Raw genomic sequence first — 24,931 nt, forward strand, 5'->3', positions numbered from 1 at the left:
TCCCGGGGACGACGTCGGCCCGCTCGTTCAGTGAAATGGTTCTGTCGCCGCGAGACGGCGTTATCGGGGGCCGCCCTCGCTCTGGGAAGCGCTGCTTGTGGCAGTGGCTCCTGCGGTGACTTCTTCGGTTGGAGGCTCGCTCACATCTACGAAGTCGGAGGGATTGTTCTGCGATTGTACATCAGCGTCTACATCCGTCCTCCCGCGACCCGGCTTGTAGGGCGAAGGCTCGAGGCCAGGGTGACGACGAGTCTGCACGATCAGGATGGCGACACCGATGATGATGCCGATGATTGCGGCCAAGACGTTACTGCGCAGCCCGAGAATAATCTCACTCGGGTCGATCCGGATCGACTCCCAGACCACGCGACCAGCGCTGTACCAGATCAGGTAGATGGCGAACAGACGGCCCCACTGGAAGAACAGCTTGCGGCCGAGCCACAGCAAGACGAGCACGCCGAGCCCGTTCCACAGCACCTCGTAGAGGAACGTCGGGTGAAAAAGCGTTCCTTCTGGCAGGCCTGGGGGGAAGGCGGAGTTGGTCGACTCGATCTCCAAGCCCCACGGTAGATCGGTGGGGAGACCGAAGAGCTCGTTGTTGAACCAGTTGCCAAAGCGGCCCATTGCCTGGGCAAGCAGCAGACCGGGCGCCAGAGCATCCGCGAAGGTCCAGAAGCGGATACCCGTCCAACGGCATCCGAGGTACGCGCCGATTGCACCACCAATCAGTGCGCCGAAGATGGCGATGCCGCCCTCCCAGATTGCCCAAACAGAACCAGGCTGCAAGGGGTTCCAGGTGTTGAGGCCTTCACCGAAGTAGTCATTCGGGTGCGTGACGACATGGAAGATGCGTGCACCGATGATGGCCAGCGGCACAGCGAGGATCGAGATGTCGATGACGACCCACGGTTCTGCCCCACGCTTGGTGAGACGCCGATTGGTCAAGATCGTGGCGGCAATGATGCCGGCGATGATGCACAGCGCGTAGAAGTGAATCCGGACGGGCCCGAGGTCAAAGTAAGAAACCGTGGGGCTCGGGATGCTGGCGAGCACACCGGTGAAGGTGCTGTGGAGCGCGAGTGACATGAGTGCGATTCTAGTTCTCGGTATCGGGGCGCGCCGACGAAGTGCCGGCCGCCAGGTTTCGGGTAACTTCTGCGAGGGCGGGTACGCCGCCGTCGCGCAGAGCGCGGACAAGTGCTGTGCCCACGATCGCTCCGTCGGCGTATTCGGAGACGCCAGCGATCTGTTCTGCGGTGGAGATGCCGATACCGACACAGGCACGGTGCGCGCCCTGCTCTCGCAACCGACCGACAAGGGTGCGTGCGGCCAGATCAAGCTCGGCACGTTCTCCCGTGATGCCCATCGTCGAGACGGTGTAGACGAATCCTGTCGACGACTCCACGACGAGCTTGAGGCGTTCGTCTGACGAGGTCGGTGCAGCGAGGAAAACGCGGTCAAGTCCGGTCCGCTCGCTGGCGGCGATCCACTCCCCCGCAGCATCTGGGGTGATGTCTGGGGTAATGAGACCAGCCCCGCCCGCCGCCGCCAGATCGTCGGCGTAGCGGTCGATGCCGTACTGCATCACCGGGTTCCAGTAGGTCATCACCAAGACGGGTACATCGGTCGCGGCAGTGATCGCCCGGATAGCGGTGAAGAGATCAGCCATCCGGAACCCGGCGGCAAGGGCTGTGCGAGTTGCCTCTTGGATGATTGCGCCATCCATCACTGGATCGCTGTACGGCGGTCCCAGTTCAATGATGTCTACGCCGTTCTCCGCGAGCGCGATAGCCGCCTGAATGCTCGTTTCGAGATCGGGAAAGCCGACGGGAAGGTACCCGACGAATGCGCTGCGACCTGCGGCATTCGCCTTCTGGATTGCCTCCTCGATACGACTCACTCTGCTACTCCCGCGTCGTACAGCTCGAAGTAGCGAGCGGCGGTGTCCATGTCTTTGTCGCCACGGCCAGAAAGGCACACAGCAATCACGGCATCTGGGCCCATTTCGCGACCCAGCCGCATTGCTCCGGCGAGAGCGTGCGCCGATTCGATCGCGGGAATGATTCCCTCGGTGCGGCTCAGCAGGCGCAGTGCCTGCATCGCCTCGTCATCGGTGGCGGGAATGTACTCCGCGCGCCCGATGTCCGCCAGCCAAGAGTGCTCAGGGCCGACGCCGGGGTAGTCGAGTCCAGCCGAGATCGAATGGGACTCAATCGTCTGTCCGTCTTCGTCTTGCAGCACGTATGTCTTGGCGCCGTGCAACACTCCAGGCCGACCCCGCTCGATCGAGGCAGCGTGCTTGTCGGTATCCACGCCGTCTCCGGCAGCTTCTACGCCGTAAAGCTTGACGGATTCATCATCGAGGAATGCATCAAACATGCCGATGGCATTGGAGCCTCCCCCGACACACGCAAACACCGCGTCAGGAAGCCGTCCGACCTCGTCAAGAAGTTGCGCACGAGCCTCTTCGCCGATGATCTTCTGGAAGTCGCGCACCATAGCGGGGAACGGGTGCGGTCCTGCGGCCGTGCCGAAGATGTAGTTGGTGGTCTCAACAGAGGCTACCCAGTCGCGGTAGGCGTCGTTGATGGCGTCTTTGAGCGTGCGCGAACCGGAGGTGACGGGAATGACCTCCGCGCCGAGCAGACGCATTCGAGCGACGTTCAGCGCCTGTCGCTCGGTGTCGACCTCGCCCATGTAGATCGTGCACTCGAGTCCGAAGAGCGCGGCGGCCGTCGCGGTAGCGACACCGTGTTGGCCTGCACCCGTCTCGGCGATCACTCGCGTTTTGCCGAGTGTCTTTGTCAAAAGCGCCTGACCGAGCACGTTGTTGATCTTGTGCGAACCAGTGTGGTTGAGATCCTCGCGCTTCAGGAAGACGCGAGCACCGCCAGCGTGCTCAGCGAAGCGGGGAACCTCGGTAATCGCGGAGGGCCGGCCGGCGTAGGAGCTCAGCAGGCGCGCGAGCTCCGCCTTGAACTCCGGGTCGACGATCGCCGCCTCATACGCCGCGGTCAGCTCATCGATGGCGGCGATCAGCGATTCGGGCATGTAGCGCCCACCGAAGTCGCCGAAGAAGGGGCCGTGCTGCTCGCGCAGACTCATTATGCCTCCAAGAATTTTGTGAGGGTCGCGACGGGATCACCGGTCACGAGTGCCTCGCCGATCAGAACCACATCTGCCCCCGCTGAGCGATAGTGCCGAACATCGGCCGGGGTGAGTACTGCGGACTCCGCGATCTTTACTGCAGTGTCTGGGATGCGGTCGACGAGGCGTCCGAACAGGTCGCGGTCGAGTTCCAGAGTTTTCAAGTTGCGTGCGTTGACACCGATCAAACCGGCCCCGAGGTCTATTGCGGCCTCGAGTTCGTCGGCAGAGTGCGTCTCTACTAGCGGGGTCATGCCCAGTTGGGTAATGAATCCGAAAAGGTCTTTCAGCACGGCGGGCTCCAGCCCAGCCACGATCAAAAGCACCAGATCAGCACCAGCAGCACGCGCTTCTAACACCTGGTAACGCGTGGCGATGAAGTCCTTACGCAACACCGGAAGCGACACACGAGCCGTGACAGCCTCAAGATCAGCCAGGCTTCCGCCAAACCGACGCTCTTCGGTGAGAACACTGATTGCAGACGCGCCGCCCTGCTCATACAGCGAGGCTTGGAAGGCAGGATCGGGGATCTCTGCCAGTGCTCCCCGAGACGGGCTGGCACGCTTGACCTCTGCAATGATCTTCACGCGCTCAGCGGGGGCGAGAAATGCAATCGCGTCTTTGGCAGGCGTACGTTCCAGTGCTGCGCGCTCGACGGTTGCGAACGGGCGTGTGAGCGAGCGACGCTCGGCGTCTGCGACAGCGCCGGCCGTCAGGTCGGCGAGGACCATCAGTGCGCCTTCGGAGAGTACTTCGGACCCTTCACGCCGTAGCCGGCCTTTGCAAGTGCCCATCCCACGATTGCGCCGATGGGGACGAGTGTGACCGAAATCAGGACGAGCGTGGGCTCCTCGAAGCAAAAAGCGACGGTGCCGGCGGCGACGCCGACCAGCATGATCACGACAGCGGTCCAGGCTGCAGGCGAGTGTCCGTGGCCGGGGTCAGCGATCGGGTTGGTCATGTTCTCCTCCGGGGGACGGCGTGCGGGACAGTGTCAGTCTATCGGGGTCAGCGAGTGGGGTCGGTTCCGCGGGACAGCTCGTCCCAAGAATCGACAGCGTCGATGGGGCCATCGTGGGCCACCTCGACGTGATCAGTGCGGTAGCGCCGCCCTCCGGCCTTCCACTGCCGCCAGGTCGCGAGGACAACGACAGAGGCGATGAGCAGGATTGCCCAGCCGACGAGGGCGATGTAGGGCCATGCCGATGGGGTGATGCTGACAACGACGTCGTTGACTGCTTCGCCGCCCGCAAGCCCGGTGACCTCTGTGACGGTCGTTGAGATGGCATCGACGGGGTCAGCCACGAGAAGTTGCAGCGTCGACCAGCCGAGCATCAGGGCCGTTGCCGCGGCGAAAATACCGAAAATGAGTCGAATAGCGCGACCAGAGATGGAGAGCGCGGCGCCCAGCGCCAGCACCGCCAAGCTCAGCGGAGCCAGCAGAACCAGCGCGGAGGCACCTGGTACCAAAATGTCTTCGCTCGCATCGGCACGCGCAACCGTAAACCACGTTTGCGTCGACGAGATAATGCCGATCGCACCCGCGAGAAGAAACCCCAAGACGGAGATCGAGCGTCCGCGCTGTGCGAGATTCATGACGGACCAGTTCCGTCAGCTGCGCCCAGGTCTGTGGCGTCGAAACAGGTGCGGGTGCCTGTGTGACATGCGGGTCCTGTCTGATCGACCAGAAGCAGAATCGCGTCCCCATCGCAGTCAAGTCGTGCCTCACGCACAACCTGGATGTGTCCGGAGGTATCTCCCTTGCGCCAATACTCCTGTCGGGAGCGGGACCAGTAGGTCGCGCGGCCAGACGTTAGCGTGCGGCGAAGTGCCTCGGCATCAACCCAGGCCAGCATGAGCACTTCACGGCTATCCCACTGCTGAACGATGACGGGAGCCAAACCTTCTGCGGTGAATGCAACCTGAGCAATGCGCTCATCAACGGCACTGGCGTCGTGATCTCGGGAGCTCATCGAACCAGGATTCCTTCCGTGCGCAGTGCATCTTTGACGTTGCCGACTGTGAGTGCTCCGGTGTGGAAAACGCTCGCCGCGAGGACGGCATCTGCGCCAGCTGTGATCGCAGGGGCGAAATCAGACACACTCCCCGCTCCTCCTGAGGCGATGACGGGTACGGGAGAGATCTCGCGCATCAACCGAATCAGGTCGAGGTCGTAGCCGTCACGCGTACCGTCAGCATCGATGGAGTTCACGAGCAGCTCGCCCGCGCCACGCTCTGTGGCCTCCCGTGCCCATTCCAGCGCATCGAGAGTGGTGAGTGTTCGCCCTCCGTGCGTAGTCACGGCGAAACCCGAAGGTGTCGCTGGCGCTCGCCTGACGTCGAGTGAGAGCACCAGGACCTGTGCGCCGAACCGGTCAGCGATCTCGCCGATGAGCTCGGGCCGCGCAATTGCCGCCGAGTTCACACCGACCTTGTCTGCCCCCACAGAAAGAAGCCGCGCGACGTCGTCGACGCTGCGCACTCCCCCGCCGACAGTCAGCGGGACGAACACCTGTTCTGCGGTGCGCTGTACAACGTCGTATGTCGTCTCGCGTGCGTCGACCGTAGCCGTCACATCGAGGAAAGTGATCTCATCCGCGCCCTGGGCGGCGTAGTGTCTGGCGAGTTCGACGGGATCGCCCATGTCGCGCAAATTCTCGAACTTGACGCCTTTAACCACGCGTCCACCGGCGACATCGAGGCAAGCGATGACCCGACTAGCGAGGGTCATCAGATCCTCGCGTTGTGAATAGCGGTAACGAGAATCGCGCGCGCACCGAGTGCGTAGAGCGCATCCATTACCGGGTTTACTCGCGAACGAGCGACCATCACCCGCACGGCTACCCACTCGGGGTCGCGCAGTGGAGAGACCGTGGGCGACTCCACGCCGCCAGCGACCTTCACTGCCTCATCGAGAAGCGCGACCGGAAGGTCGTAGTCGATCATGACGAAGCGGCGGGCCACCATCACGCCGCGAAGGCGACGCAAAAGCGTGTCTGCCCCTTCGGCGTCAGCCGGTCCGGCGATAAGCACGGCCTCGGACTGGAGGATCACAGGGCCGAACACCTCAAGCCCGGCCTGGCGAAGGGTCGTGCCCGTCTCAACGACGTCAGCTACTGCATCTGCGACGCCGAGCCGAACAGCCGACTCGACTGCACCATCCAGCGGCACCAGGTCTACAGCGATGTCGCGCTCGTCGAGGAAGGCGTCAACAAGGCCGGGGTACGAGGTGGCAATGCGCAGGCCATCGAGTTCGGAGACATCGGAGAACTGCCCTGTGGGAGCAGCGAACCGGAACGTTGACCCCGCGAAGCCTAAAGCTTCGATTTCCCGAGCGCCGGGCATCCTGGCGTCCAGAAGAAGGTCGCGGCCTGTGATGCCCACGTCAATGGCACCGGAGCCGACGTAGGTCGCAATGTCTTTGGGACGCAGGAAGAAAAACTCGACGTCGTTCTCGGCGTCAACGATGTGGAGCGTCTTGGTGTCGCGACGACCGGCGTATCCGGCCTCAGCGAGCATGTCGGCGGCGGTCTCAGAGAGTGAGCCTTTGTTGGGAACAGCAATGCGCAGCATGGAGAGCTTTCAGTTAGAAGAGGTCATTACGGAGCGCATCACAGATGTCGATAGACATCTTGCAGGCTGAGACCCTTTGCGATCATCATGACCTGCACGTGGTAGAGCAGCTGAGAGATCTCTCCCGCTGCGTCCTCGTTGGACTCATATTCCGACGCCATCCACACTTCGGCGGCCTCTTCGACAATCTTCTTGCCGATTGTGTGTACGCCACCGTCGAGCTCGGCGACCGTTCCCGATCCCTCTGGACGGGTCTCGGCCTTGACGCTGAGCTCAGCAAACAGCTCGTCGAAAGTCTTCACTGCTCTAGGCTAACGGCTCGAGCGAGGTCTCTGAGCCCGTTCACGGCAGCTTCGACGTCGTCGGCGCCGTAGACGGCTGATCCGGCCACAAAAGTGTCTGCTCCAGCGGCTGCGGCAATCTCGATTGTGCGATCAGAAATTCCCCCGTCGACCTGCAGCCACACGCGAGATCCGCGGCGACGTGCCTCGGCAGACAGCGCCTGCAACTTCGGCATCGTCTCTGGCATGAAACCTTGCCCGCCGAATCCAGGTTCAACGGTCATCACCAAAATCTGATCGAACTCGTCCAGCACCTCATAGAGCTCGTCTACCGGTGTTGCGGGCTTTACCGCCACGCCGGCGCGTGCGCCCATATCGCGCAATCGACGAGCCAGCGCGATGGGCTCTGTGGCGGCTTCAAGGTGAAAGGTCACGCTGGCGGCGCCGAGCTCGGCATAATCCGGTGCCCAGCGCTCAGGGTCAGTGATCATGAGGTGTACGTCGAGCGGGATAGGGCTCGTCGCCTGAATGCGCTCCACCATCTGGGTACCGAAGGTCAGATTTGGCACGAAATGGTTGTCCATCACATCGACGTGCGCAAAATCGGCACTCGCGATGCGAGCAAGATCGGCCTGCATATTGACGAAGTCTGCGGCGAGAATGCTCGGATTAATGCGCGGAGCAGCGGGGAGGTTCATCGTCTTAGTCTTCCTTCCGGTCACCGGTAGCGGTCGCTGAGCGTTGCAACAACGCGAGGAACATGGCGTCTGTGCCGTGGCGGTGTGGCCACAGTTGCACGCTCCCTGAGCCAGAACGGCCCTCAGCTGCCAAGTCGATGGGCGACTGGGCAGTGCCTGTTACGACGGCGCGTGCATCCAGCTCAACGATGTCAGTGCGCTCTCGGAGCACTTCTTTGACGACGCCTGTTGTCTCAGCCAGATGCGGTGAGCAGGTCACATAGGCGGCGATACCTCCGGGAGCAAGCGCGTCGAGAGCGGCAGAAAGCAGCTCGACCTGAAGCGGGACGAGTTCGGCGACGTCGGCGGGTGACTTACGCCACCGGGCCTCCGGACGGCGCCGCAGTGCGCCCAGACCAGTGCACGGCGCATCGACGAGCACCCTGTCGAACTCCCCCGCGCGCGACGTGGCGAGCTGACGCCCGTCTTGCTCGTGGACTTCAATCTCGCCAGGGACCGCTCGCAGCGCTTTGCGTACGAGGCGAGCACGCACTGGCACAACCTCATTCGCCTCGAGCGTGACGTCGTGCTGGAGAGCGATCGCGCCAAGAAGCGCGGTCTTTCCCCCGGGGCCGGCGCACAGATCGAGCCACCGCTCCCCTGCAACTATTGGCGCCGCGCTAGCGAGCGCAAGGGCGACAAGCTGTGAGCCCTCATCCTGCACGCGAATCGTGCCGCCGGAGCGGTCGACCGAGAGACGCGGGTCGCCGCCAGGGGAAGTGAACGCCGTTGATGCGTAAGGCAGACGTGGTTCGTCTGGTTCAGCAAGCCCAGGCAACGCCACCAGAGTGACCTCAGGAGACGCGTTGTCTGCCTCAAGGAGCGCCTCAAGCTCGTCAGCGCGTCCCTCCGCAGCGAGTGCCCGACGCAACGCACGGATAACCCACACTGGATGGGCCGATCGCAGCGCCAGTCGCTCGTCATCGGAGCGCGCTTGCTCTTCGATCCGCGTCTGCCAAGTTTCCACCGAGTCACGGGTGATACGGCGGAGGACCGCATTGACAAAGCTGGACGCACCGCGTCCAGAGGCGATGGCGGCCAGGTTCACTGACTCGTTCACTGCCGCGTGGGAGGCGACGCGAGTGGCGAGAAGTTGATGCACGGCGAGCCGTAGGGCGTCAAGAACCGCAGGGTCGATGGTGTCGGTCGCGCGGTCAGCCGCCGAAGCGATGATCGCATCGTAGGTGCCGAGTCGCCGCAACGTGCCGTAGGTGAGCTCCGTCGCAAGCGCTGCGTCTTGCGGGGTGAGTCGCGCATCGGCGATAGCGGAGGGAAGAACGAGGTTTGCGTATGCATCCGTCTCCGACACGGCGCGAAGCACATCAAACGCGACGCGTCTGGCTGGCTGAACAGTGCGCGTTGTTCCCCGCTGTCCGGATTCGCGCGGCTGTGCGGAGTTTCCGGCGCGGCCACGTCTCGCCTGCGACTGCGGAGAACGGTTGTTTCTGCCCTGGTCGCTCATGATCCTGCCTTCAGATTTTCAGTGTCGCGCTGCCCGCGCCACCAGTCGAGTGCGTTCATTGCGCCCTTGCCCGCAGGCTGAACGCGGGTGACGGCAAGTGCACCCGTCGCTGTGCCGATGTGGAGAGCAGTTTTTGTTCCCCTGATCTGACCTGCACCCAGCGGTGCGGCATCGAATGCTGGCACAGCTTCCAGAATCTTGAACGGCAGTCCTTCGACCGTCGTGTGTGCCCCCGGCTCGGGCGTCACACCACGGAAGCGAGCGAACACTGCTTCCAGCGGCTGGCTCCAATCGAGAAGTCCGTCAACAAGCGTCAGTTTCTTCGCCGACGTCGGCTCACCCTCTTGCGGCACAGCCACGGCCGTGCCGTTCTCGATTGCGTCTACGACAGTGGCCGTGAGCTCGGCGCCGTCTGCTGCTAATGCGTCCAGAGCCTCACCTGCCGTTGCTGTTTCGCTCAACGACACCTCTCGCATGGCGAACACGTCTCCGGCATCGAGTTCGGCGACCAACTGGAACACGCTCGCGCCGAGCGTGCGGTCGCCGGCGATCAGCGCCCGCTGCACGGGCGCCGCTCCACGCCAAGCCGGAAGCAGAGAAAAGTGCAGATTGATCCACCCGGCCGCTGGTGTCGAGAGCAGAGGTTCGCGGACGAGCCCGCCGTAGGCGACAATCACTCCCAGCTCTGCGTTCAAAGAGGTGATCTCCGCCGTCGCTGCGTCGTCAAGCTTCGCCGTCCTGATCACAGGCAGACCGAGTTCCTCTGCGGCCTGAGCGACCGGCGACGGCGTCAACACGCGGCGACGGCCGAGAGGGGCATCTGGTCTGGTCACCACAGCCGCGATTTCGTGGGAGATCGCCAGACGACGAAGAGTGGGCACGGCGGCAGAGGGTGTGCCGGCAAAGACAAGGCGCATGAAGGTTCTCCGGAAAGGTTAGAGCTCTGGATCGAGGATATCGAGGCGAACCGAGAGTGTGCTCTTGGTCGCACGCCCTTTGCCTCGACGCCCGCCGACGGCCTCGGCAACGACAGCGGCGCGGAGGACCGTTGCCACGCGAGCACCCGACGCGTAGTCAAATCTGACGAGCGCCCGCACCCGAGGCGGGATGTCATCGGATTCCACAGGGACGGGGCCGAGCACGGCGTCTGCCGGGAGGGCGAGTTCGGTGAGGGCCGCCATCGCGCGTGCCACCGCTGGCACGGACCCCTGCACCAGTGCTACTCGGGTTGTGGGGGGCATATGCAATGGAGCCCTGCTGTCGAGCTCTGAGCGCGCATGAGCCGCGTGATTCCAGGTAGCGAGAGCCTTCGCCACGGCACCGTTCACACCGACCAGGTGCACGGGAGCGCCTGGTGCAGCAAGCGCAGCGGCGTTTGACCACCACCGCAGGCACGATTCGGCGACACGGAGGTCAGGTGCCTGGAGCATACGAGGGCCATCGAGCAGAACGACAGCGCGATACCCACCATCCGCCAGCGGTTCCGCGCCCCTGGTCGCGACAACGAGCGCAGGCTTGCTATCGACGCGCTCTACCGGGTGTGCGCTGTCAGCGACGATGACCCGGACCCCGGGAAACGCACGTCCTAATTCATCGGCAGTGCGTTCACTCCCCGACGACGAGAGGCGGAGCTTTGTCGACGAACACGCCGGGCACGCCCACGCGCTGGCGCTACGGCCGCACCAGCCGCACACGGGTATCGCGCCGCGATGGCGTGCCCCCAGGGGGCCGCCGCAGTGCGCGCAGCGTGCGGGTGCCCGGCACTCGGCACACACCAGCGACGGAGAAAACCCGGGTCGAGAGACCTGCACAAGCACTGGCCCCTCCTGCGCGGCAGTGCGCGCTGCGAGGAACGCCGACGACGGCATTCGCTGAGCGGTCGGCTGCTCCATTTCTTGCGGGGTGCTGAGCACTACGCGCGGAAGCACCCGTCGTGTCGCCCTCACATCCCGCAACCAGCCGAGTACAACTAAACGTTCCACGTCAGTGGTGCGAGTGTGCCCTGCGAACAGGAGCGCTGAGCCCTCCAGCTCTTGTCTCAGCAGCGCCGCATCCCTCGCATTGACATAGGGGGAAAGAGGCTCGCCGAGCAGCGAGTCGCCGTCGTCCCAAATGGCGACCAACCCCGCGATGACGGGAGCGTAAACCGCCGATCGGTTGCCGACCACGATGCAGGGAGCATCCTCTAGCGTGCGGAGGAAGGCGCGGTAGCGATCGGGATTCGATTGCTGAGCATCATGCCGGACCACCGCATCGGCTGGCACAAGAAGTGTGAGCGCCTCGAGAAGCCGATCGAGGTCGCGGTGATCAGGGACCACCAAAACGGAAGACTTGCCTGCCGCCAGCATTCGCCCCGCCGCGGCGGCAAGCAAGAGCGCCCACCCCTGCACACCGTCGGTGAGCTGAGGCACAGCCTCGACGGCGGCACGGCCCTGCTCGTCAAGAACGCAAGCAAGTCCGTCGTAGACGCCGACGATCTCTTCAGCGCGGAGACGTGGGCCTTCATCGAGCGTCGGAGCGGGGGCGTCGGCCGTCCATGCCTTCTCTACCCGCACCTGACGCTTTGGGATCACAAGGCGCAGCACATCGGACGCAGAGCCAGCCGCGCGATCGGCGACCCGTCGCGCGAGCGCGTGCAGCCTTTCGGGCAACACCTGCACCGCAGAGACGACCGAATCGACTTCAGAAAGAGGCCTATCAGCGTCATCTTCGGTATCGATCGCGACGATGTAGCCGTCGACAACCCGTCCGGCGGTGCGCAGAGGTACGCGCACGCGCACACCTATTGGCACATCTCCGAAGTGTGCCGGAAGCGAGTAATCGAAGAGTCGGTCTAACTGTGGCAGCGGAGAATCAAGGAGCACACGAGCGATGCGCCGGCTCGCCGCAGGCATCAAAACCGGCTCCCGATCAGAGCCCGGCAGCGCGACGCAACTCTTCTGCGCGGTCGGTGCGTTCCCACGTGAAATCAGGAAGTTCGCGACCAAAGTGGCCATACGCAGCGGTTGCTGCGTAGATCGGCCGGAGCAGATCGAGCTGCTCGATGATGGCTTGCGGGCGCAGATCGAACACCTTGTTAATCGCCTGCGTGATGATCTCGTCCGATACCTTGCCGGTACCAAAAGACTCCACATACAAACCGACAGGACGTGCAACGCCGATGGCGTACGCCACCTGCACCTCGAGACGATCAGCCAGTCCAGCGGCGACAGCATTCTTTGCGACCCACCGGGTCGCGTAGGCACCAGAACGGTCGACCTTCGAGGGGTCTTTGCCGCTGAAGGCTCCGCCACCGTGGCGTGCTGCGCCGCCGTAGGTGTCGATGATGATCTTGCGTCCAGTGAGACCTGCATCGCCCTTGGGGCCGCCGGTGACGAAAGGGCCAGCAGGGTTGATGTAGTGCGTCACCGCATCGAGGTCGAGGCCCGTCATAGCGAGCACCGGGTCGATGACATGCTCGCGCACCTGAGCCCTGAGCTCTTCCTGCGAAATGTCGGGGTGATGTTGCGTGGAGACCACAACCGCATCGACGGTTTTCGGAGTGAATCCGTCGTATCCGAGCGTTACCTGGGTCTTGCCGTCTGGTCGCAAGAAGGGAAGCGTGCCGTCGCGGCGCACTTCGGTCAGACGCTCCGCGAGCCGGTGCGCTGTCCACGCAGCCATCGGCATGAGCTGTGGCGTCTCATTTGTGGCGAACCCGAACATGATGCCCTGGTCACCAGCGCCGAGGCTGTCGAGGGGATCAACGGAGGATCCGTCGCGATGCTCTTGCGCGCTGTCGACACCGTGCGCGATGTCAGTGGACTGCTCCCCCACCGATACGCTGACGCCGCACGAAGCACCGTCGAAGCCGGTGTCGCTGGAGGTGTAGCCGATACCGTTGACAACATCGCGGACGATGGTCGGGATATCGACATACGCGTCGGTGCGGATCTCGCCGGCGACGTGAACGAGACCCGTCGTGACGAGCGTCTCTACGGCCACGCGCGAGTCGCGATCTTTGGAGAGCAAGCCGTCGAGGATGCTGTCCGAGATCTGGTCACAGATTTTGTCTGGGTGCCCCTCGGTGACGGACTCAGACGTGAACAGACGCAAGGCGCTCATCGGTACTCCAGAACGAGACAGGTGGAAAGCGGGCAGTGCACCCATTCTGAACCGCGCCTCCGACAAAGCGAAGGCGCGGTATCAAACATCACTCTGCGTGACGGAGGCGGAGCTTGTCTTCGTTGATTTCGTGAAGCGCGATGGTGAGCGGCTTGTCCTCGACAGAGGAGTCGACCAGCGGGCCCACGTTGTCGAAGAGGTTGCCCTCGTGAAGGTCGGAGTAGTAGTCGTTGATCTGGCGCGCGCGCTTTGCGGCGTAGATCACGAGCTCGTACTTCGAGTCGACCCGGTCGAGCAGGTTGTCGATGGGGGGATCGATGATGCCGTTGTTGTGTCCGGCCATAGTGAGACCTCCTGATCAGGCGACGGGATCGTCGCGAAGACGGTGCAAAGGCGCGCGAAGACGATCAGCGCGCAGAGCTTGAAGACAATTCTACGACCTCGCGAGCCGCAGTGGCGACGTCCTCGTTCACGATGAGGTGGTCGAACTCGTTCTGAGAGGCAAGTTCGACCTTCGCAGTGCGGAGTCGGCGTGCGCGTTCCTCGGCCTCTTCTGTGCCGCGACCGACCAGTCGCTGCACCAATTCGTCCCAGCTCGGCGGCAGCAAAAAGATGAGTGTCGCGGCTGGTTCTGCGCGACGCACCTGCCGCGCACCCTGCAGATCGATCTCCAGCAGAACGGTCTTGCCCTCGGCCAGCGCCGCGTCGATGGGCGCGCGCGGCGTGCCGTAGCGCGAACGGTTATGAACGACGGCGTACTCCAGTAGCTCGTCTTCCGCAATCAGGCGATCAAACTCCGCATCGTCAACGAAGTAGTAGTGCACACCATCGATCTCACCCGGTCGAGGTGCGCGCGTTGTCGCAGACACAGAGAGATGAATCTCTGGGTTGTTTTCACGAATATGCGCCGCGACTGTCCCCTTCCCCACGGCCGTGGGGCCAGCCAATACCAGCAGCCTGCTGCGTGCGCCGCGAGGGGCTGGCAGCGGAAAACGGGAGTCGAGCCAGTCCTCCAGGACCCGGCGCTGTCGCGCGCCCAATCCGCCGAGGCGCTTTACGGGAGAGATGTGCAGTTCGTCCAACACACGATCCCGCTTACCTGCGCCGATGGCAGGCAGCGCGAGTAAGAAATCGGTGATGCGCATCGAACCTTCCACCGACTCCGCGTCGGCGGATGCTCGGTGCAAAACCTCTTGCGGGGTGACGACCCGCATGGCGAGGTCACGTTTGACCGATGCGCGTGCGCGTCTTCTTTCTACGGCACGGCGGGCGGCGGCTGCCCGATCGACTTCGGGGACCGTACGTTGTGGGTCAGACACTAGTTACCTCGAGATACTGAGCGGCGCGGGTAGAAATCGCCTCTGCCAAGCCGGCGGGCCCTGCAGAAAGAATGCTGCGGCTTTCGCTGGCAATCACCGCATTCGACATCACCCCGAAGCGCGGTCGAAGATTTGCTGGGGTTGCTCCCTGCGCCCCGAAGCCGGGGGCGAGGATGGGAGCAGTCGGGGTGAACGAGTCGATTCCGGTCGGAGCCCAGTCGACGGTGGCTCCAATGACGAAGCCAAAGCTCCCCCACTCCCCTTCACCGATCACCTGAGCATTGCGGGCAGATACCTCCGCGATCACCGAGGCCGAGACCGTTGCACCACCGCGAGTGGTGGAACGCTGAATCTCTTCCGCTTCTGGATTGCTCGTGGCGGCAAGGACGAAAAGCCCTTTGCCGCTTTGCTCCGCAAGGCCAAATGCTCCGTCAAGCGCGCCGACCCCCAGGTACGGGTTTACGGTGAGCGCATCGGCTTCCAACGGTGAGCCGGGAGTCAGCCATGCTCGGGCGTAGTCCTCCATCGTCGAGCCGATGTCGCCTCGCTTTGCATCAGCGATCACGACCAGGTCTGCTTCTCTGGCAGCGGCCAATACATCTTCGAGAGCGGCGATACCACGGGATCCAAAGCGTTCGAAGAAAGACACTTGCGGCTTCACGATCCCGACGCGCCCGACAGCCGCCTCGACGGTACGAAGCCCGAACTCGCGCACCCCGTGTGCATCCTCATCCAGCCCCCACGCCGCGAGCAACGCAGCGTGGGGGTCGATGCCGACGCAGAGCGGTCCGTGTTCGCGCAGAACCGCGCGAACGCGTTCGCCGAAGCGTGGGGTCACAGCGCTGCCTTCCGGTCCAGCGCGTACTCCTGAAGGCTCTTCACCTCGAAGCCTTCGTGTGCGGCGTCCATTCCGCTCACTGCCGCGCCCAGAACTGCCATCGTGGTGAACAGAGCCTTGTCAGCGGCGACTGCTGCGGCCCGAATCTCGTACCCATCGGCGCGCGCGGTGCCACCAGAAGGTGTGTTCACGACAATGTCGATCTCACCGTCGTTGATCAGATCGACGATGTTCTTCGCTCCGGATTCTTGCGTGGCGCTGTACTTCTCGACCACGGTGACGGCAATGCCGTTACGGGACAGAATCTCTGCGGTGCCCTCAGTGGCCACAATCGTGAATCCGAGCTGCTGCAGGCGGTGTGCTGGCAGAATCACGGCACGCTTGTCAGAGTCTGCGACCGAGATGAACACCGTGCCGGAGGTGGGCATGCCGCCATACGCGGCCGCCTGACTCTTCGCGAAAGCCGTGGGGAAATCGCGGTCGATTCCCATGACTTCGCCAGTTGAGCGCATCTCCGGTCCGAGGATCGAGTCAACGGTCTTCCCGTCAGCGGTGCGGAACCGCTTAAACGGAAGCACAGCCTCTTTCACCGACACCGGTGCATCCAACGGCACCCTGGATCCGTCCTGAATAGGCAGCATGCCTTCTGCGCGGAGTTCGGCGATCGTCGATCCAGCCATCACTCGGCTCGCCGCCTTCGCCATCGGAATGCCGAGTGCCTTGGAGACGAACGGAACGGTACGGCTCGCGCGGGGGTTCGCCTCAATCACGTACAGGACGCCGGCGCTGATCGCGAACTGCACGTTCAATAGGCCCCGCACGCCCACGCCCTTGGCGATGGCGAGCGTGGCTTCGCGCACGCGGTCAACATCGGTGCGCCCGAGCGAGACCGGCGGCAGCGTGCAGCTGGAATCTCCGGAGTGGATGCCTGCTTCTTCGAGGTGCTCCATGACTCCACCGATGAAGAGATCGGTACCGTCGTACAGCGCATCCACGTCGAGTTCGATCGCGTCGTCAAGGAAGCGGTCAACCAGCAACGGCTTGCCCTCTTCAATCACGACCTCGTCAGCGGTGCGCACAAAGTAGTCGCGCAGAGAAGCAGTGTCGTAGACGATCTCCATGCCGCGTCCACCGAGCACGAAGCTGGGCCGCACGAGGACCGGGTAGCCGATTTCTTCGGCGATGCGCACAGCGCCATCGACGTCGATCGCGGTTCCGTTTCGCGGCGCGAGCAGGCCAGCCTCGTCGAGGAGACGCGAGAAGAGCTCGCGCTCTTCTGCGAGGTCGATTGCTGCGGGGCTGGTGCCGAGGACCGTGTAACCCGCTGCCTCGATTCCCTTAGCGAGTCCGAGGGGCGTTTGGCCGCCGAGCTGACACACGACACCGAGGATCGTGCCGCTCGCCGCCTCTGCATCGAGGACTTCCAGAACGTCTTCGAGCGTGAGCGGCTCGAAGTAGAGCCTGTCGGAGGTGTCGTAGTCCGTCGAGACAGTCTCCGGGTTGCAGTTGACCATCACCGTCTCAAAACCCGCGTCTGAGAGGGCGAACGACGCGTGCACGCACGAGTAGTCGAACTCCACACCCTGGCCGATGCGGTTCGGGCCGGAGCCGATGATGACGACCTTGGTGCGGTCAGAGGGAGTGACTTCGGTCTCAAAGTCATAGCTCGAGTAGTGATACGGCGTCAGCGCAGGGAACTCGCCAGCGCAGGTATCGACAGTCTTGTACACGGGACGAATACCCAGGCCGCGGCGCACACCGCGCACCTCCTCTTCCTTCGAACCACGCAGCTCAGCGAGCTGTGCGTCGGAGAAGCCGTGCTCTTTGGCGTAACGCAGGGTGGCGGCGTCAAGCTCTGGCGCGTTGCGCACGATCTCGGCGACCTCGTTGATGAGCACGATCTGGTCGAGGAACCACGGATCCATCGCTGTCGCATCGAAAGCCTGCTCGACAGTAGCGCCCTTGCGCAGTGCCTGCTGCAAGGTCACGATACGGCCGTCGGTCGGAATCTTTGAAATCTCGAGCAGCTCTTCCACTGAACGCTCTTCGACACCCCAGTGGAAGCCGGAGCCGCGCTTCTCGAGCGAACGGAGTGCCTTCTGCAGCGCTGTCGCGTAGTTGCGCCCGATGGCCATCGCCTCGCCCACCGACTTCATGGTGGTGGTCAGCGTGGCGTCAGCAGCCGGGAACTTCTCAAATGCGAACCGCGGAACCTTCACCACGACGTAGTCGAGTGTCGGCTCGAAGCTCGCTGGAGTCACACCGGTGATGTCGTTGGGAATCTCGTCGAGGCGGTAGCCGAGCGCGAGCTTTGCGGCGAGCTTCGCGATGGGGAAGCCTGTGGCCTTCGACGCGAGTGCGCTGGACCGGGACACCCGAGGGTTCATCTCGATCACGATGATGCGGCCGTTGGACGGATCCACCGCGAACTGGATGTTGCAACCGCCTGTGTCCACACCCACGGCGCGAATGATGTCGATGCCGATGTCGCGCATGTTCTGGTACTCACGATCGGTGAGCGTCAGCGCAGGGGCAACGGTGATCGAGTCACCGGTGTGCACGCCGACCGGATCGACGTTTTCGATGGAGCACACGACGACCGTATTGTCTGCGGTGTCGCGCATGAGCTCGAGCTCATACTCTTTCCATCCCAGGATGGACTCTTCGAGGAGCACTTCGGTGGTCGGCGAGTCGCGAAGACCCGCTCCACCGATGCGCCGAAGGTCTGCCTCGTTGAAGGCGAACCCGGAGCCCAAACCGCCCATCGTGAACGAAGGCCGGACGACGACCGGGTAGCCGAGTTCTTCTGCACCGGCGAGCAGGTCATCCATTGTGTGCGCGATCACGCTGCGCGCAACGTCTGCCCCCGCTTCGAGGACAAGCTCCTTGAAGACCTGGCGATCTTCGCCCTTGCGGATGGCTTCCACCTTGGCGCCGATGAGCTCGACGCCGTACTTCTCCAAGATGCCCTGCTCGTGCAGCGACATAGCGGCGTTCAGCGCTGTCTGCCCGCCGAGGGTCGGCAGAATCGCGTCTGGCTTCTCTTTGGCGATGATCGTTTCGATGACCTCTGGGGTGATCGGTTCGATGTACGTCGCGTCTGCGAAGTCGGGGTCGGTCATAATCGTGGCCGGGTTGGAGTTGACCAGAATGACTCTGACGCCCTCTTCCCGAAGCACGCGGCACGCCTGGGTGCCGGAGTAGTCGAATTCACAGGCCTGGCCGATAACGATGGGGCCAGAACCGATGACGAGGACGGAGTTGATGTCGTCGCGCTTGGGCATTACTTTGCGTCTCCCTGGGTGGTTCCCTGAGCCTGATTGGTTCCCTGTGCCTGTCGAAGGGACTTCACCACAAGCTCACGGAACCGGTCGAAGAGGTAGTTGGCATCGTGCGGGCCAGCCGCTGCCTCTGGGTGGTACTGCACCGAGAACGCGGGAATGTCGAGCGCCCGAAGACCCTCCACCACGTTGTCGTTGAGACCGACGTGGCTCACTTCCACTTTGCCGTACCCGTTCGGGCTGTCGAAAGAACCATCCAGTGGAGCTTCAACGGCGAATCCGTGGTTGTGCGCGGTGATCTCCACGCGCCCTGTTTCTTTGTCGAGCACTGGTTGATTGATGCCGCGGTGACCGAAAGGCAACTTGTAAGTGCCGAGACCTAGCGCGCGCCCGAGAAGTTGGTTGCCGAAGCAGATTCCGAAGAATGGAAGGCCTTCATCCAAAACCGAACGCAGCAGAGCGACATGGTCGCCCGATGCTGCGGGGTCGCCAGGTCCGTTGGAGTAGAACACCGCGACGGGGTCAATTGCGCGGATATCGTCGATGGTTACGTGCTGAGGGAGCACGTGCACCTCGAAGCCGCGCGCGGCGAGGTTGTTGATCGTGGCCTGTTTGACGCCAAGGTCGAGCACGGCGAGGTTGCCGATCCGCTCCCCCGTTGCCTGCGTGACTTCATTCCGCTCGACTGAAACTTCTGCGGAGAGGTTTCTTCCTGCCATCTGCGGAGCTTCGCGCACGATGCGCAGCTGCTCATCGGCATCCAAATCTGCATCGGGGCCGGAGAAGATGCCGCCGCGCATTGAGCCAGCAGCGCGAATGTGGCGTGTGATCGAGCGGGTATCAATGCCGCTAATGCCCACAACGCCGTCGCTGACGAGCACGTCGTCGAGCGACGCGTTCGCCCGCCAGTTGGAGACAACTCTGGAGGGGTCTCTGACGATGTAGCCGGCGACCCAGATGCGACGAGACTCGGCGTCTTCGTCGTTCATCCCGGTGTTGCCGATATGCGGCGCCGTCTGCAAGACGATCTGTCCGGCGTACGAGGGGTCAGTGATCGTCTCTTGGTAGCCAGACATCCCGGTGGAGAAAACTACTTCACCGAGGGTTCGTCCGCGGGCGCCGTATGCGCGTCCGGTGTGCCTGGTGCCGTCTTCCAGCACGAGGATGGCTGGGTCGGGAAGCTGGGCCGCGGTGGCGTGCCCTGATGAGGTCGAAACTGTCATGAAGATGCTCCTGTGTCGGTGGCAGCGGGGACGAGCTGCTGCAGGTCGGAGATGAGGTTCTGGGGATCGCCATTGGCGAGGCGCATATAGCTGTCGACAATGGTGTTGTCGTCGATGTTCCAGGCGATACGCACCAGGCCACCGGATTCCACCACGCGGTCGATGGTGACGTTCGCGCTGTCGATGGCGACCAGCCTGCTGCGAGAAAGGAACACCGTCGGTGCGCCATCCAGACAGAGCGCCACACCGCGGTCGGTGAGAGCGATCTCGCCGCGCGCCCTGTAAGCCAGTGGCGACACGGCAAGCCGCTCCAGCGGCTGTTCGTGGTGCGTCGTTGAGACGTAGAGCACTTCGTCACGCCGGACGACCTCTGCGTGTTCGGGAACTCCAAGCGGGGCGGTGAATACCGCATCCCGCCGGATTCGTCGTCGCCATGCGAAAAGCATCACCAGCAACACCGAGACGGCAAGCGCGATCATGATCGCGACTGCGAGGTCCCGAGCGCTCATGCGAGAAGCTCCTCGACGACGCTCGCGCCGTCAACGGTGACAAGACCGCGGTGAATTGTGTATTCCACACGGCCTGGCAACGCACGACCCAAGTAGGGCGAGTTCACGCTACGCCCGTGCAGATCGGCTTCGGTGAATGTCCCATCGACGGAGGCATCGTAGAGCGTCAAGTGTGCTGGCTGCCCGACTTCGAGGGGAGTGCCGTGTCCGGCAAGACCGCCGATGCGTGCAGGCGTCGCGCTCATGACGCGTGCGATATCGGTCCATTCGAGCATGCCGGTCTGCACCATCGCCTGGTGAACCACCCGCAGGGCACTTTCAAGGCCCACCATGCCGTTGGCTGCCGCCTGCCACTCGCACGCCTTGTTCTCACTCGGGTGCGGGGCATGATCGGTCGCCACGATGTCGATTGTGCCGTCGGCGAGACCTTCGCGCACCGCGTGCACGTCTTCTTCGCGGCGCAGCGGCGGGTTGACTTTGTACCGTGCGTCGTAGCCACGCACAAGCTCGTCTGAAAGCAGCAGGTGATGCGGCGTCACCTCGGCGGTCACGTTGATGCCGCGCTTTTTGGCCCAGCGGATGATGTCCACCGAACCGGCCGTCGACAGGTGGCACACGTGCAGTCGTGAACCGACATGCTCTGCCAGCAGCACGTCGCGAGCAATAATCGACTCTTCGGCAACAGCTGGCCACCCGGTAAGGCCGAGCTCGGCTGAGACGGTTCCTTCGTTCATCTGCGCGCCTTCGGTAAGACGCGGATCTTGGGCGTGCTGGGCGATCACGCCGCCGAACGACTTCACGTATTCCAACGCACGGCGCATGATCAGCGGGTCGAACACGCAGAAGCCGTCGTCGCTGAAAACACGCACCTGCGCACGGGAGGTCGCCATCGCGCCGAGTTCGGCAAGACGCTGACCTTTCTGACCGACAGTGACAGCGCCGATGGGTTGCACCGTGGCGTAGCCAGCTGCTTCCCCGAGCGCCAACTCCTGTTCGACGACGCCGGCGGTGTCGGCAACAGGCGACGTGTTCGGCATGGCGAACACGGCGGTGAAGCCGCCAGCAGCCGCGGCTTTGGTGCCTGTGAGAATAGTCTCGGAGGCTTCGTACCCAGGTTCCCGCAGGTGGGTGTGCAAATCGACAAGACCAGGCAATGCCACCAGCCCTGCAGCGTCGATGACGCGGGCACCTGTGCGGCGGAGTCCGCTGCCGATCTCCGCGATCCGGCCGTCTTCGATGATGATGTCGGCGCTCTCGGCGCCGAGTAGCTGTGCACCGGTGATCACGAGGGTCTCGTTCACAGGTTTCCCCCTCGTTCGTCGTCTCGTTCTCCTGCCAACAGCAAGTACAGCACCGCCATGCGGACTGACACCCCGTTCGTGACCTGTTCCAGGACAGTGGAGCGGGGGGAATCAGCTGCTTCAGAAGAAATTTCTAGTCCCCGGTTCATGGGTCCGGGGTGCATCACAATGCTACCGCTCGGGAGAGCAGCGACTCGCCGTGCGTCCAGCCCCCAGCGACGGGAATACTCCCGCTCAGTCGGGAAATACGCGGCGTTCATCCGTTCGAGCTGAATCCGCAGCATCATCACGGCGTCTGGCTCTTCGACGAGCGCCTCATCCAGGTCGTACACCACCCGAACCGGCCAGAGCGATACGTTCTGCGGCACCAGCGTCGGCGGCGCTACCAGTGTGACCTCGGCGCCGAGCGTGGTGAGGAGCCAGACGTTTGAACGCGCTACTCGTGAGTGCAGTACGTCGCCCACGATGACAACGCGCATGCCGCTGAGGTCTTGTCCCCTGCTATCTGCACCGAAACGACGTTTGCGGATTGTGAAAGCATCAAGCAACGCCTGCGTGGGGTGCTCATGCGTTCCGTCTCCCGCGTTGACCACACCCGCTGAGATCCACTCGCTGGTGGCCAGCGTCTGCGGAGCGCCAGAACCGGGGTGCCGCACAACCACAGCGTCGGCACCGATGGCTTCCAGGGTCTGCGCCGTATCTTTCAGGCTTTCACCTTTGGAGACGCTCGACCCCTTGGCGGCAAAGTTGATCACGTCGGCGGAGAGCCGCTTGGCCGCCGCCTCGAAAGAGATCCGCGTGCGCGTCGAGTCTTCGAAAAAGAGGTTGACGACGGTCTTGCCCCGGAGTGTCGGGAGTTTCTTGACCTCGCGCGACTGAGTGTCAGACATGTCTTCTGCGACATCGAGAATCCGCAGGGCGGTGGTTTTGTCGAGCGTGCGTGTATCGAGGAGGTGTCTCATTCGCCGATCGTCACCTCCTCTGCCCCATCGTTTTCGACGAGGCGGACGTTGACCCGCTCTGAGCGGGCCGAGGGGATGTTCTTTCCCACAAAGTCGGGGCGGATCGGAAGCTCGCGATGGCCACGATCGACAAGGATCGCGAGGCGCACGACGGCGGGGCGTCCGATCGACTGAATCGCATCGAGAGCGGCGCGAATGCTGCGTCCAGAAAAAAGCACGTCATCGACGAGCACGACAGTCTTGCCGTCTATGCCCCCACCTGGAATATCTGTGGGCTGAGGGGAACGCGTCGGGTGCTTGGCGAGGTCATCGCGAAACAGCGTGACATCCAGCGATCCGACAGGAACCGACCTCTGCGCGATCTCACTGATCAGCGCGCCAAGACGATGGGCGAGCGTGACCCCCCGAGTGGGGATTCCCAGGAGGACGAGGTTTTCGGCCCCTCGATTCGACTCCAGAATTTCGTGCGCGATACGAGTCAATGCTCGTGAGATGTCGGCTTCGTGCAGCACAGTGCGCATGCTCATCGGCCGCTCCCTTCTCCGCCTCACAGGACGGTGTTAAAGGTTGCTGTTCTCTGCAGTCTATCCGAGCAGTGCCTCGATATCCGCGTCACTCTTCGATGAGCGGATCGGGTGACCAGCCGTGGACAGGCAACGACCGCTCTTCAGATCCCATTTCCAGTCGTGCATGCTGCACGTGAGGATGCCGTCTTCATCGACGGTGCCCGTTCTCGTGAGGTCTGCGCGGAGGTGAGGGCAGCGACGCTGAACGACCCAATCCCCGATCTGGGTATCTTCGGTTTGGTCTGTCTGCTCCTGGTACCAGTTTTCGACGTACTCGATGCGGTCGACAGAAAGGCACTTCAAGAACGTCGTAAGGAACTCGTTGAACTTGCCGCTGCGACCGACAGAGAACTGCATCGAGAGGAAGATCGAGTTCGACCAATCGATTTCGTGATCGTGGATGTTCGTCGATACGAGGTCGGCGGGAATGGTGTACCAGTACACGCACTCCTCCCCCGCGTACTCGCGCACTTTTGCCCGCGGAAAGTCGACGACCATATCGAGTTCGCCGATGCGGAACCGCACGCAGCCGCCAACGCCGAGGCGAATCGTGCGCGACTTCTTCAGCAGAGGCTCCCACCAGGTCTTGATTGCTTCCAGCATTTCTGCCGGGGGGATCACTTCGGCTCTCGAAGCCTCTTCGTCACGAATCTCTTGCTGCCGACTTGCGCGCTGCTCTTCGAGGTACTCCCACTTCTCATCGAAGATGTGGGAAATCTCGGCCTCGCTGTAAAGCGTTTGTTCCGTGCTCACTGCCCCGCCATCGACGGTGACGACGGTTCCAGGGATGAAGAGCTGGCCGTCGTACTTCGGAGCCAACTCCTGCATGTGCGCAAGGAACTGCTTCTGATCCGTGAAGATCGATTCGCCGTTCTTCCCCATGCCGTTGTACTGGAACAGCTCGTCGCGCAGGAACATGGGCGGCCCTGCCATCGGGAAGACGTGCGGGGCATCGACTTTTTCGATGTAGTACATGGCGCGCTTGTTCTGCGCTTCGCGCTTCAAGCGCGCGAAGTTCTGCTTCGCGTCCAGCGGAAGGTCGTAAACCATCGGCCACCAGATGGCACCAGATACCTGGGTGAAGTACGCGTCAGGCTTACCGAAGTCGAGCAGCGTCTCCAGATCGAGCGGGTGCGAATCGTTCTGGTTCAGAATCGATCCGGTGCCATCGTCAACGCTGAGCGATGAGTCGCCGATAGGCCCGTCACTGGGCGCACGGAGAGGGGTGATCATCATCTTCAGAGCGCCGCGCTCGATGATCTGCCCTGCGGGTGCGTAGGTAATGTTCGTGTACCCCAGCGCGCGGATGTCTTTTTCTAGATCATCCGTGGGGTATTCGGGCAGCAACACTTCGATGTCTTTGCGGATGTACCGCTCAAGGAACTTCGGGTCGAAGTGGTCGCGGTGCCGGTGCGAAATCCACAGAAAATCAGCGTCGCGACCGTAGCGCTCCCAGTCCAGTCCCCTGTTATCGGGAAACGGAAACCACGACCCATAGAACGAGGGTCCGAGGACCGGGTCGCAGATGATGTTCCCGCCAGCCGTCTCGATGAACATCCCGGCGTGGCCGAGTCCCGTAATCCGCATTGCATTCCTCCCGAAAGTGAACCGTTTGATTCTACCGACGG

Annotated in this window: 25 protein-coding genes; all 25 read right to left on the minus strand. The window is 63.0% G+C overall.

What is annotated here, in order from left to right; genetic code table 11:
• Window positions 1–60: 60 nt before the first annotated feature.
• A complete protein-coding gene (gene lgt, locus AB0O87_RS10230; protein ID WP_363515054.1) occupies window positions 61–1,086 on the minus strand; it encodes a prolipoprotein diacylglyceryl transferase in 1,026 nt (341 codons plus the stop codon).
• A gap of 10 nt (window positions 1,087–1,096) precedes the next feature.
• Window positions 1,097–1,900: a tryptophan synthase subunit alpha gene (trpA, locus tag AB0O87_RS10235; RefSeq protein WP_363515057.1), complete on the minus strand. Its 804-nt coding sequence runs from the start codon at window positions 1,898–1,900 to the stop codon at window positions 1,097–1,099.
• Window positions 1,897–3,105 (minus strand): tryptophan synthase subunit beta, encoded by a 1,209-nt coding sequence (gene trpB, locus AB0O87_RS10240; RefSeq protein WP_363515060.1) that lies wholly within the window; start codon window positions 3,103–3,105, stop codon window positions 1,897–1,899. The genes trpA and trpB overlap by 4 nt, the downstream gene beginning before the upstream one ends.
• A complete protein-coding gene (gene trpC / locus AB0O87_RS10245) occupies window positions 3,105–3,878 on the minus strand; it encodes an indole-3-glycerol phosphate synthase TrpC (protein WP_363515063.1) in 774 nt (257 codons plus the stop codon). The genes trpB and trpC overlap by 1 nt, the downstream gene beginning before the upstream one ends.
• Window positions 3,878–4,108, minus strand: coding sequence for an HGxxPAAW family protein (locus AB0O87_RS10250; RefSeq protein ID WP_363515066.1), 231 nt, complete (start codon window positions 4,106–4,108; stop codon window positions 3,878–3,880). The genes trpC and AB0O87_RS10250 overlap by 1 nt, the downstream gene beginning before the upstream one ends.
• 47 nt (window positions 4,109–4,155) lie before the next feature.
• Window positions 4,156–4,743: a Trp biosynthesis-associated membrane protein gene (locus AB0O87_RS10255; protein ID WP_363515069.1), complete on the minus strand. Its 588-nt coding sequence runs from the start codon at window positions 4,741–4,743 to the stop codon at window positions 4,156–4,158.
• Entirely contained in the window at window positions 4,740–5,120 is a 381-nt protein-coding gene (hisI, locus tag AB0O87_RS10260; protein WP_363515072.1) for a phosphoribosyl-AMP cyclohydrolase, read from the minus strand. The genes AB0O87_RS10255 and hisI overlap by 4 nt, the downstream gene beginning before the upstream one ends.
• Window positions 5,117–5,878: an imidazole glycerol phosphate synthase subunit HisF gene (gene hisF / locus AB0O87_RS10265; protein WP_363515075.1), complete on the minus strand. Its 762-nt coding sequence runs from the start codon at window positions 5,876–5,878 to the stop codon at window positions 5,117–5,119. Before hisF ends, hisI begins: the two co-directional genes overlap by 4 nt.
• The gene (gene hisG / locus AB0O87_RS10270; protein WP_363515077.1) at window positions 5,878–6,720 is read right to left on the minus strand and encodes an ATP phosphoribosyltransferase; all 843 of its coding nucleotides are present in this window, start codon (window positions 6,718–6,720) and stop codon (window positions 5,878–5,880) included. Before hisG ends, hisF begins: the two co-directional genes overlap by 1 nt.
• A 38-nt stretch (window positions 6,721–6,758) precedes the next feature.
• The gene (locus tag AB0O87_RS10275; RefSeq protein WP_363515079.1) at window positions 6,759–7,022 is read right to left on the minus strand and encodes a phosphoribosyl-ATP diphosphatase; all 264 of its coding nucleotides are present in this window, start codon (window positions 7,020–7,022) and stop codon (window positions 6,759–6,761) included.
• The gene (rpe, locus tag AB0O87_RS10280) at window positions 7,019–7,699 is read right to left on the minus strand and encodes a ribulose-phosphate 3-epimerase (RefSeq protein WP_363515081.1); all 681 of its coding nucleotides are present in this window, start codon (window positions 7,697–7,699) and stop codon (window positions 7,019–7,021) included. The genes AB0O87_RS10275 and rpe overlap by 4 nt, the downstream gene beginning before the upstream one ends.
• A 4-nt stretch (window positions 7,700–7,703) precedes the next feature.
• Window positions 7,704–9,200, minus strand: coding sequence for a transcription antitermination factor NusB (locus AB0O87_RS10285; protein ID WP_363515083.1), 1,497 nt, complete (start codon window positions 9,198–9,200; stop codon window positions 7,704–7,706).
• The gene (locus tag AB0O87_RS10290) at window positions 9,197–10,117 is read right to left on the minus strand and encodes a methionyl-tRNA formyltransferase (RefSeq protein WP_363515085.1); all 921 of its coding nucleotides are present in this window, start codon (window positions 10,115–10,117) and stop codon (window positions 9,197–9,199) included. Before AB0O87_RS10290 ends, AB0O87_RS10285 begins: the two co-directional genes overlap by 4 nt.
• Window positions 10,118–10,135: 18 nt before the next feature.
• Window positions 10,136–12,094 carry a primosomal protein N' gene (locus AB0O87_RS10295; protein ID WP_363515087.1) on the minus strand — a complete coding sequence of 653 codons (1,959 nt, stop codon included), beginning with the start codon at window positions 12,092–12,094 and terminating at the stop codon, window positions 10,136–10,138.
• 16 nt (window positions 12,095–12,110) lie between these two features.
• Window positions 12,111–13,304, minus strand: a complete 1,194-nt coding sequence (gene metK, locus AB0O87_RS10300) for a methionine adenosyltransferase (protein WP_363515089.1) — start codon at window positions 13,302–13,304, stop codon at window positions 12,111–12,113.
• 88 nt (window positions 13,305–13,392) lie between these two features.
• Window positions 13,393–13,647 carry a DNA-directed RNA polymerase subunit omega gene (gene rpoZ / locus AB0O87_RS10305; protein ID WP_017204385.1) on the minus strand — a complete coding sequence of 85 codons (255 nt, stop codon included), beginning with the start codon at window positions 13,645–13,647 and terminating at the stop codon, window positions 13,393–13,395.
• A gap of 64 nt (window positions 13,648–13,711) precedes the next feature.
• Complete coding sequence (gmk, locus tag AB0O87_RS10310) at window positions 13,712–14,623, minus strand: guanylate kinase (RefSeq protein WP_363515092.1); 912 nt, start codon at window positions 14,621–14,623, stop codon at window positions 13,712–13,714.
• Complete coding sequence (gene pyrF, locus AB0O87_RS10315) at window positions 14,616–15,461, minus strand: orotidine-5'-phosphate decarboxylase (protein ID WP_363515095.1); 846 nt, start codon at window positions 15,459–15,461, stop codon at window positions 14,616–14,618. The genes gmk and pyrF overlap by 8 nt, the downstream gene beginning before the upstream one ends.
• Complete coding sequence (gene carB, locus AB0O87_RS10320) at window positions 15,458–18,745, minus strand: carbamoyl-phosphate synthase large subunit (protein ID WP_363515098.1); 3,288 nt, start codon at window positions 18,743–18,745, stop codon at window positions 15,458–15,460. Before carB ends, pyrF begins: the two co-directional genes overlap by 4 nt.
• Window positions 18,745–19,965, minus strand: coding sequence for a glutamine-hydrolyzing carbamoyl-phosphate synthase small subunit (gene carA, locus AB0O87_RS10325; RefSeq protein ID WP_363515101.1), 1,221 nt, complete (start codon window positions 19,963–19,965; stop codon window positions 18,745–18,747). Before carA ends, carB begins: the two co-directional genes overlap by 1 nt.
• Complete coding sequence (locus tag AB0O87_RS10330) at window positions 19,962–20,474, minus strand: hypothetical protein (protein WP_363515104.1); 513 nt, start codon at window positions 20,472–20,474, stop codon at window positions 19,962–19,964. Before AB0O87_RS10330 ends, carA begins: the two co-directional genes overlap by 4 nt.
• Window positions 20,471–21,775, minus strand: coding sequence for a dihydroorotase (locus AB0O87_RS10335; RefSeq protein ID WP_363515107.1), 1,305 nt, complete (start codon window positions 21,773–21,775; stop codon window positions 20,471–20,473). Before AB0O87_RS10335 ends, AB0O87_RS10330 begins: the two co-directional genes overlap by 4 nt.
• The gene (locus AB0O87_RS10340; RefSeq protein WP_363515110.1) at window positions 21,772–22,737 is read right to left on the minus strand and encodes an aspartate carbamoyltransferase catalytic subunit; all 966 of its coding nucleotides are present in this window, start codon (window positions 22,735–22,737) and stop codon (window positions 21,772–21,774) included. Before AB0O87_RS10340 ends, AB0O87_RS10335 begins: the two co-directional genes overlap by 4 nt.
• Window positions 22,734–23,264, minus strand: coding sequence for a bifunctional pyr operon transcriptional regulator/uracil phosphoribosyltransferase PyrR (pyrR, locus tag AB0O87_RS10345; RefSeq protein WP_363515113.1), 531 nt, complete (start codon window positions 23,262–23,264; stop codon window positions 22,734–22,736). The genes AB0O87_RS10340 and pyrR overlap by 4 nt, the downstream gene beginning before the upstream one ends.
• A 57-nt stretch (window positions 23,265–23,321) precedes the next feature.
• Complete coding sequence (locus AB0O87_RS10350) at window positions 23,322–24,890, minus strand: Rieske 2Fe-2S domain-containing protein (RefSeq protein WP_363515116.1); 1,569 nt, start codon at window positions 24,888–24,890, stop codon at window positions 23,322–23,324.
• Window positions 24,891–24,931 lie beyond the last annotated feature (41 nt).

The organism is Microbacterium sp. NPDC076768, assembly GCF_040687205.1.
Lineage (GTDB): Bacteria > Actinomycetota > Actinomycetes > Actinomycetales > Microbacteriaceae > Microbacterium.

Bases quoted from the DNA above. Each gene is read 5' to 3' on its own strand.
- trpB (WP_363515060.1), bottom strand. From the start codon at position 3,105: ATGAGTCTGCGCGAGCAGCACGGCCCCTTCTTCGGCGACTTCGGTGGG.
- metK (WP_363515089.1), bottom strand. From the start codon at position 13,304: ATGAGCGCCTTGCGTCTGTTCACGTCTGAGTCCGTCACCGAGGGGCAC.
- rpoZ (WP_017204385.1), bottom strand. From the start codon at position 13,647: ATGGCCGGACACAACAACGGCATCATCGATCCCCCCATCGACAACCTG.
- carA (WP_363515101.1), bottom strand. From the start codon at position 19,965: ATGACAGTTTCGACCTCATCAGGGCACGCCACCGCGGCCCAGCTTCCC.
- AB0O87_RS10285 (WP_363515083.1), bottom strand. From the start codon at position 9,200: ATGAGCGACCAGGGCAGAAACAACCGTTCTCCGCAGTCGCAGGCGAGA.
- lgt (WP_363515054.1), bottom strand. From the start codon at position 1,086: ATGTCACTCGCGCTCCACAGCACCTTCACCGGTGTGCTCGCCAGCATC.
- AB0O87_RS10290 (WP_363515085.1), bottom strand. From the start codon at position 10,117: ATGCGCCTTGTCTTTGCCGGCACACCCTCTGCCGCCGTGCCCACTCTT.
- AB0O87_RS10295 (WP_363515087.1), bottom strand. From the start codon at position 12,094: ATGCCTGCGGCGAGCCGGCGCATCGCTCGTGTGCTCCTTGATTCTCCG.
- trpC (WP_363515063.1), bottom strand. From the start codon at position 3,878: ATGGTCCTCGCCGACCTGACGGCCGGCGCTGTCGCAGACGCCGAGCGT.
- AB0O87_RS10255 (WP_363515069.1), bottom strand. From the start codon at position 4,743: ATGAATCTCGCACAGCGCGGACGCTCGATCTCCGTCTTGGGGTTTCTT.
- AB0O87_RS10350 (WP_363515116.1), bottom strand. From the start codon at position 24,890: ATGCGGATTACGGGACTCGGCCACGCCGGGATGTTCATCGAGACGGCT.
- AB0O87_RS10250 (WP_363515066.1), bottom strand. From the start codon at position 4,108: ATGACCAACCCGATCGCTGACCCCGGCCACGGACACTCGCCTGCAGCC.
- AB0O87_RS10340 (WP_363515110.1), bottom strand. From the start codon at position 22,737: ATGAGACACCTCCTCGATACACGCACGCTCGACAAAACCACCGCCCTG.
- hisI (WP_363515072.1), bottom strand. From the start codon at position 5,120: ATGAGCTCCCGAGATCACGACGCCAGTGCCGTTGATGAGCGCATTGCT.
- rpe (WP_363515081.1), bottom strand. From the start codon at position 7,699: ATGAACCTCCCCGCTGCTCCGCGCATTAATCCGAGCATTCTCGCCGCA.
- pyrR (WP_363515113.1), bottom strand. From the start codon at position 23,264: ATGAGCATGCGCACTGTGCTGCACGAAGCCGACATCTCACGAGCATTG.
- AB0O87_RS10330 (WP_363515104.1), bottom strand. From the start codon at position 20,474: ATGAGCGCTCGGGACCTCGCAGTCGCGATCATGATCGCGCTTGCCGTC.
- hisG (WP_363515077.1), bottom strand. From the start codon at position 6,720: ATGCTGCGCATTGCTGTTCCCAACAAAGGCTCACTCTCTGAGACCGCC.
- carB (WP_363515098.1), bottom strand. From the start codon at position 18,745: ATGCCCAAGCGCGACGACATCAACTCCGTCCTCGTCATCGGTTCTGGC.
- hisF (WP_363515075.1), bottom strand. From the start codon at position 5,878: ATGACCCTCGCTAGTCGGGTCATCGCTTGCCTCGATGTCGCCGGTGGA.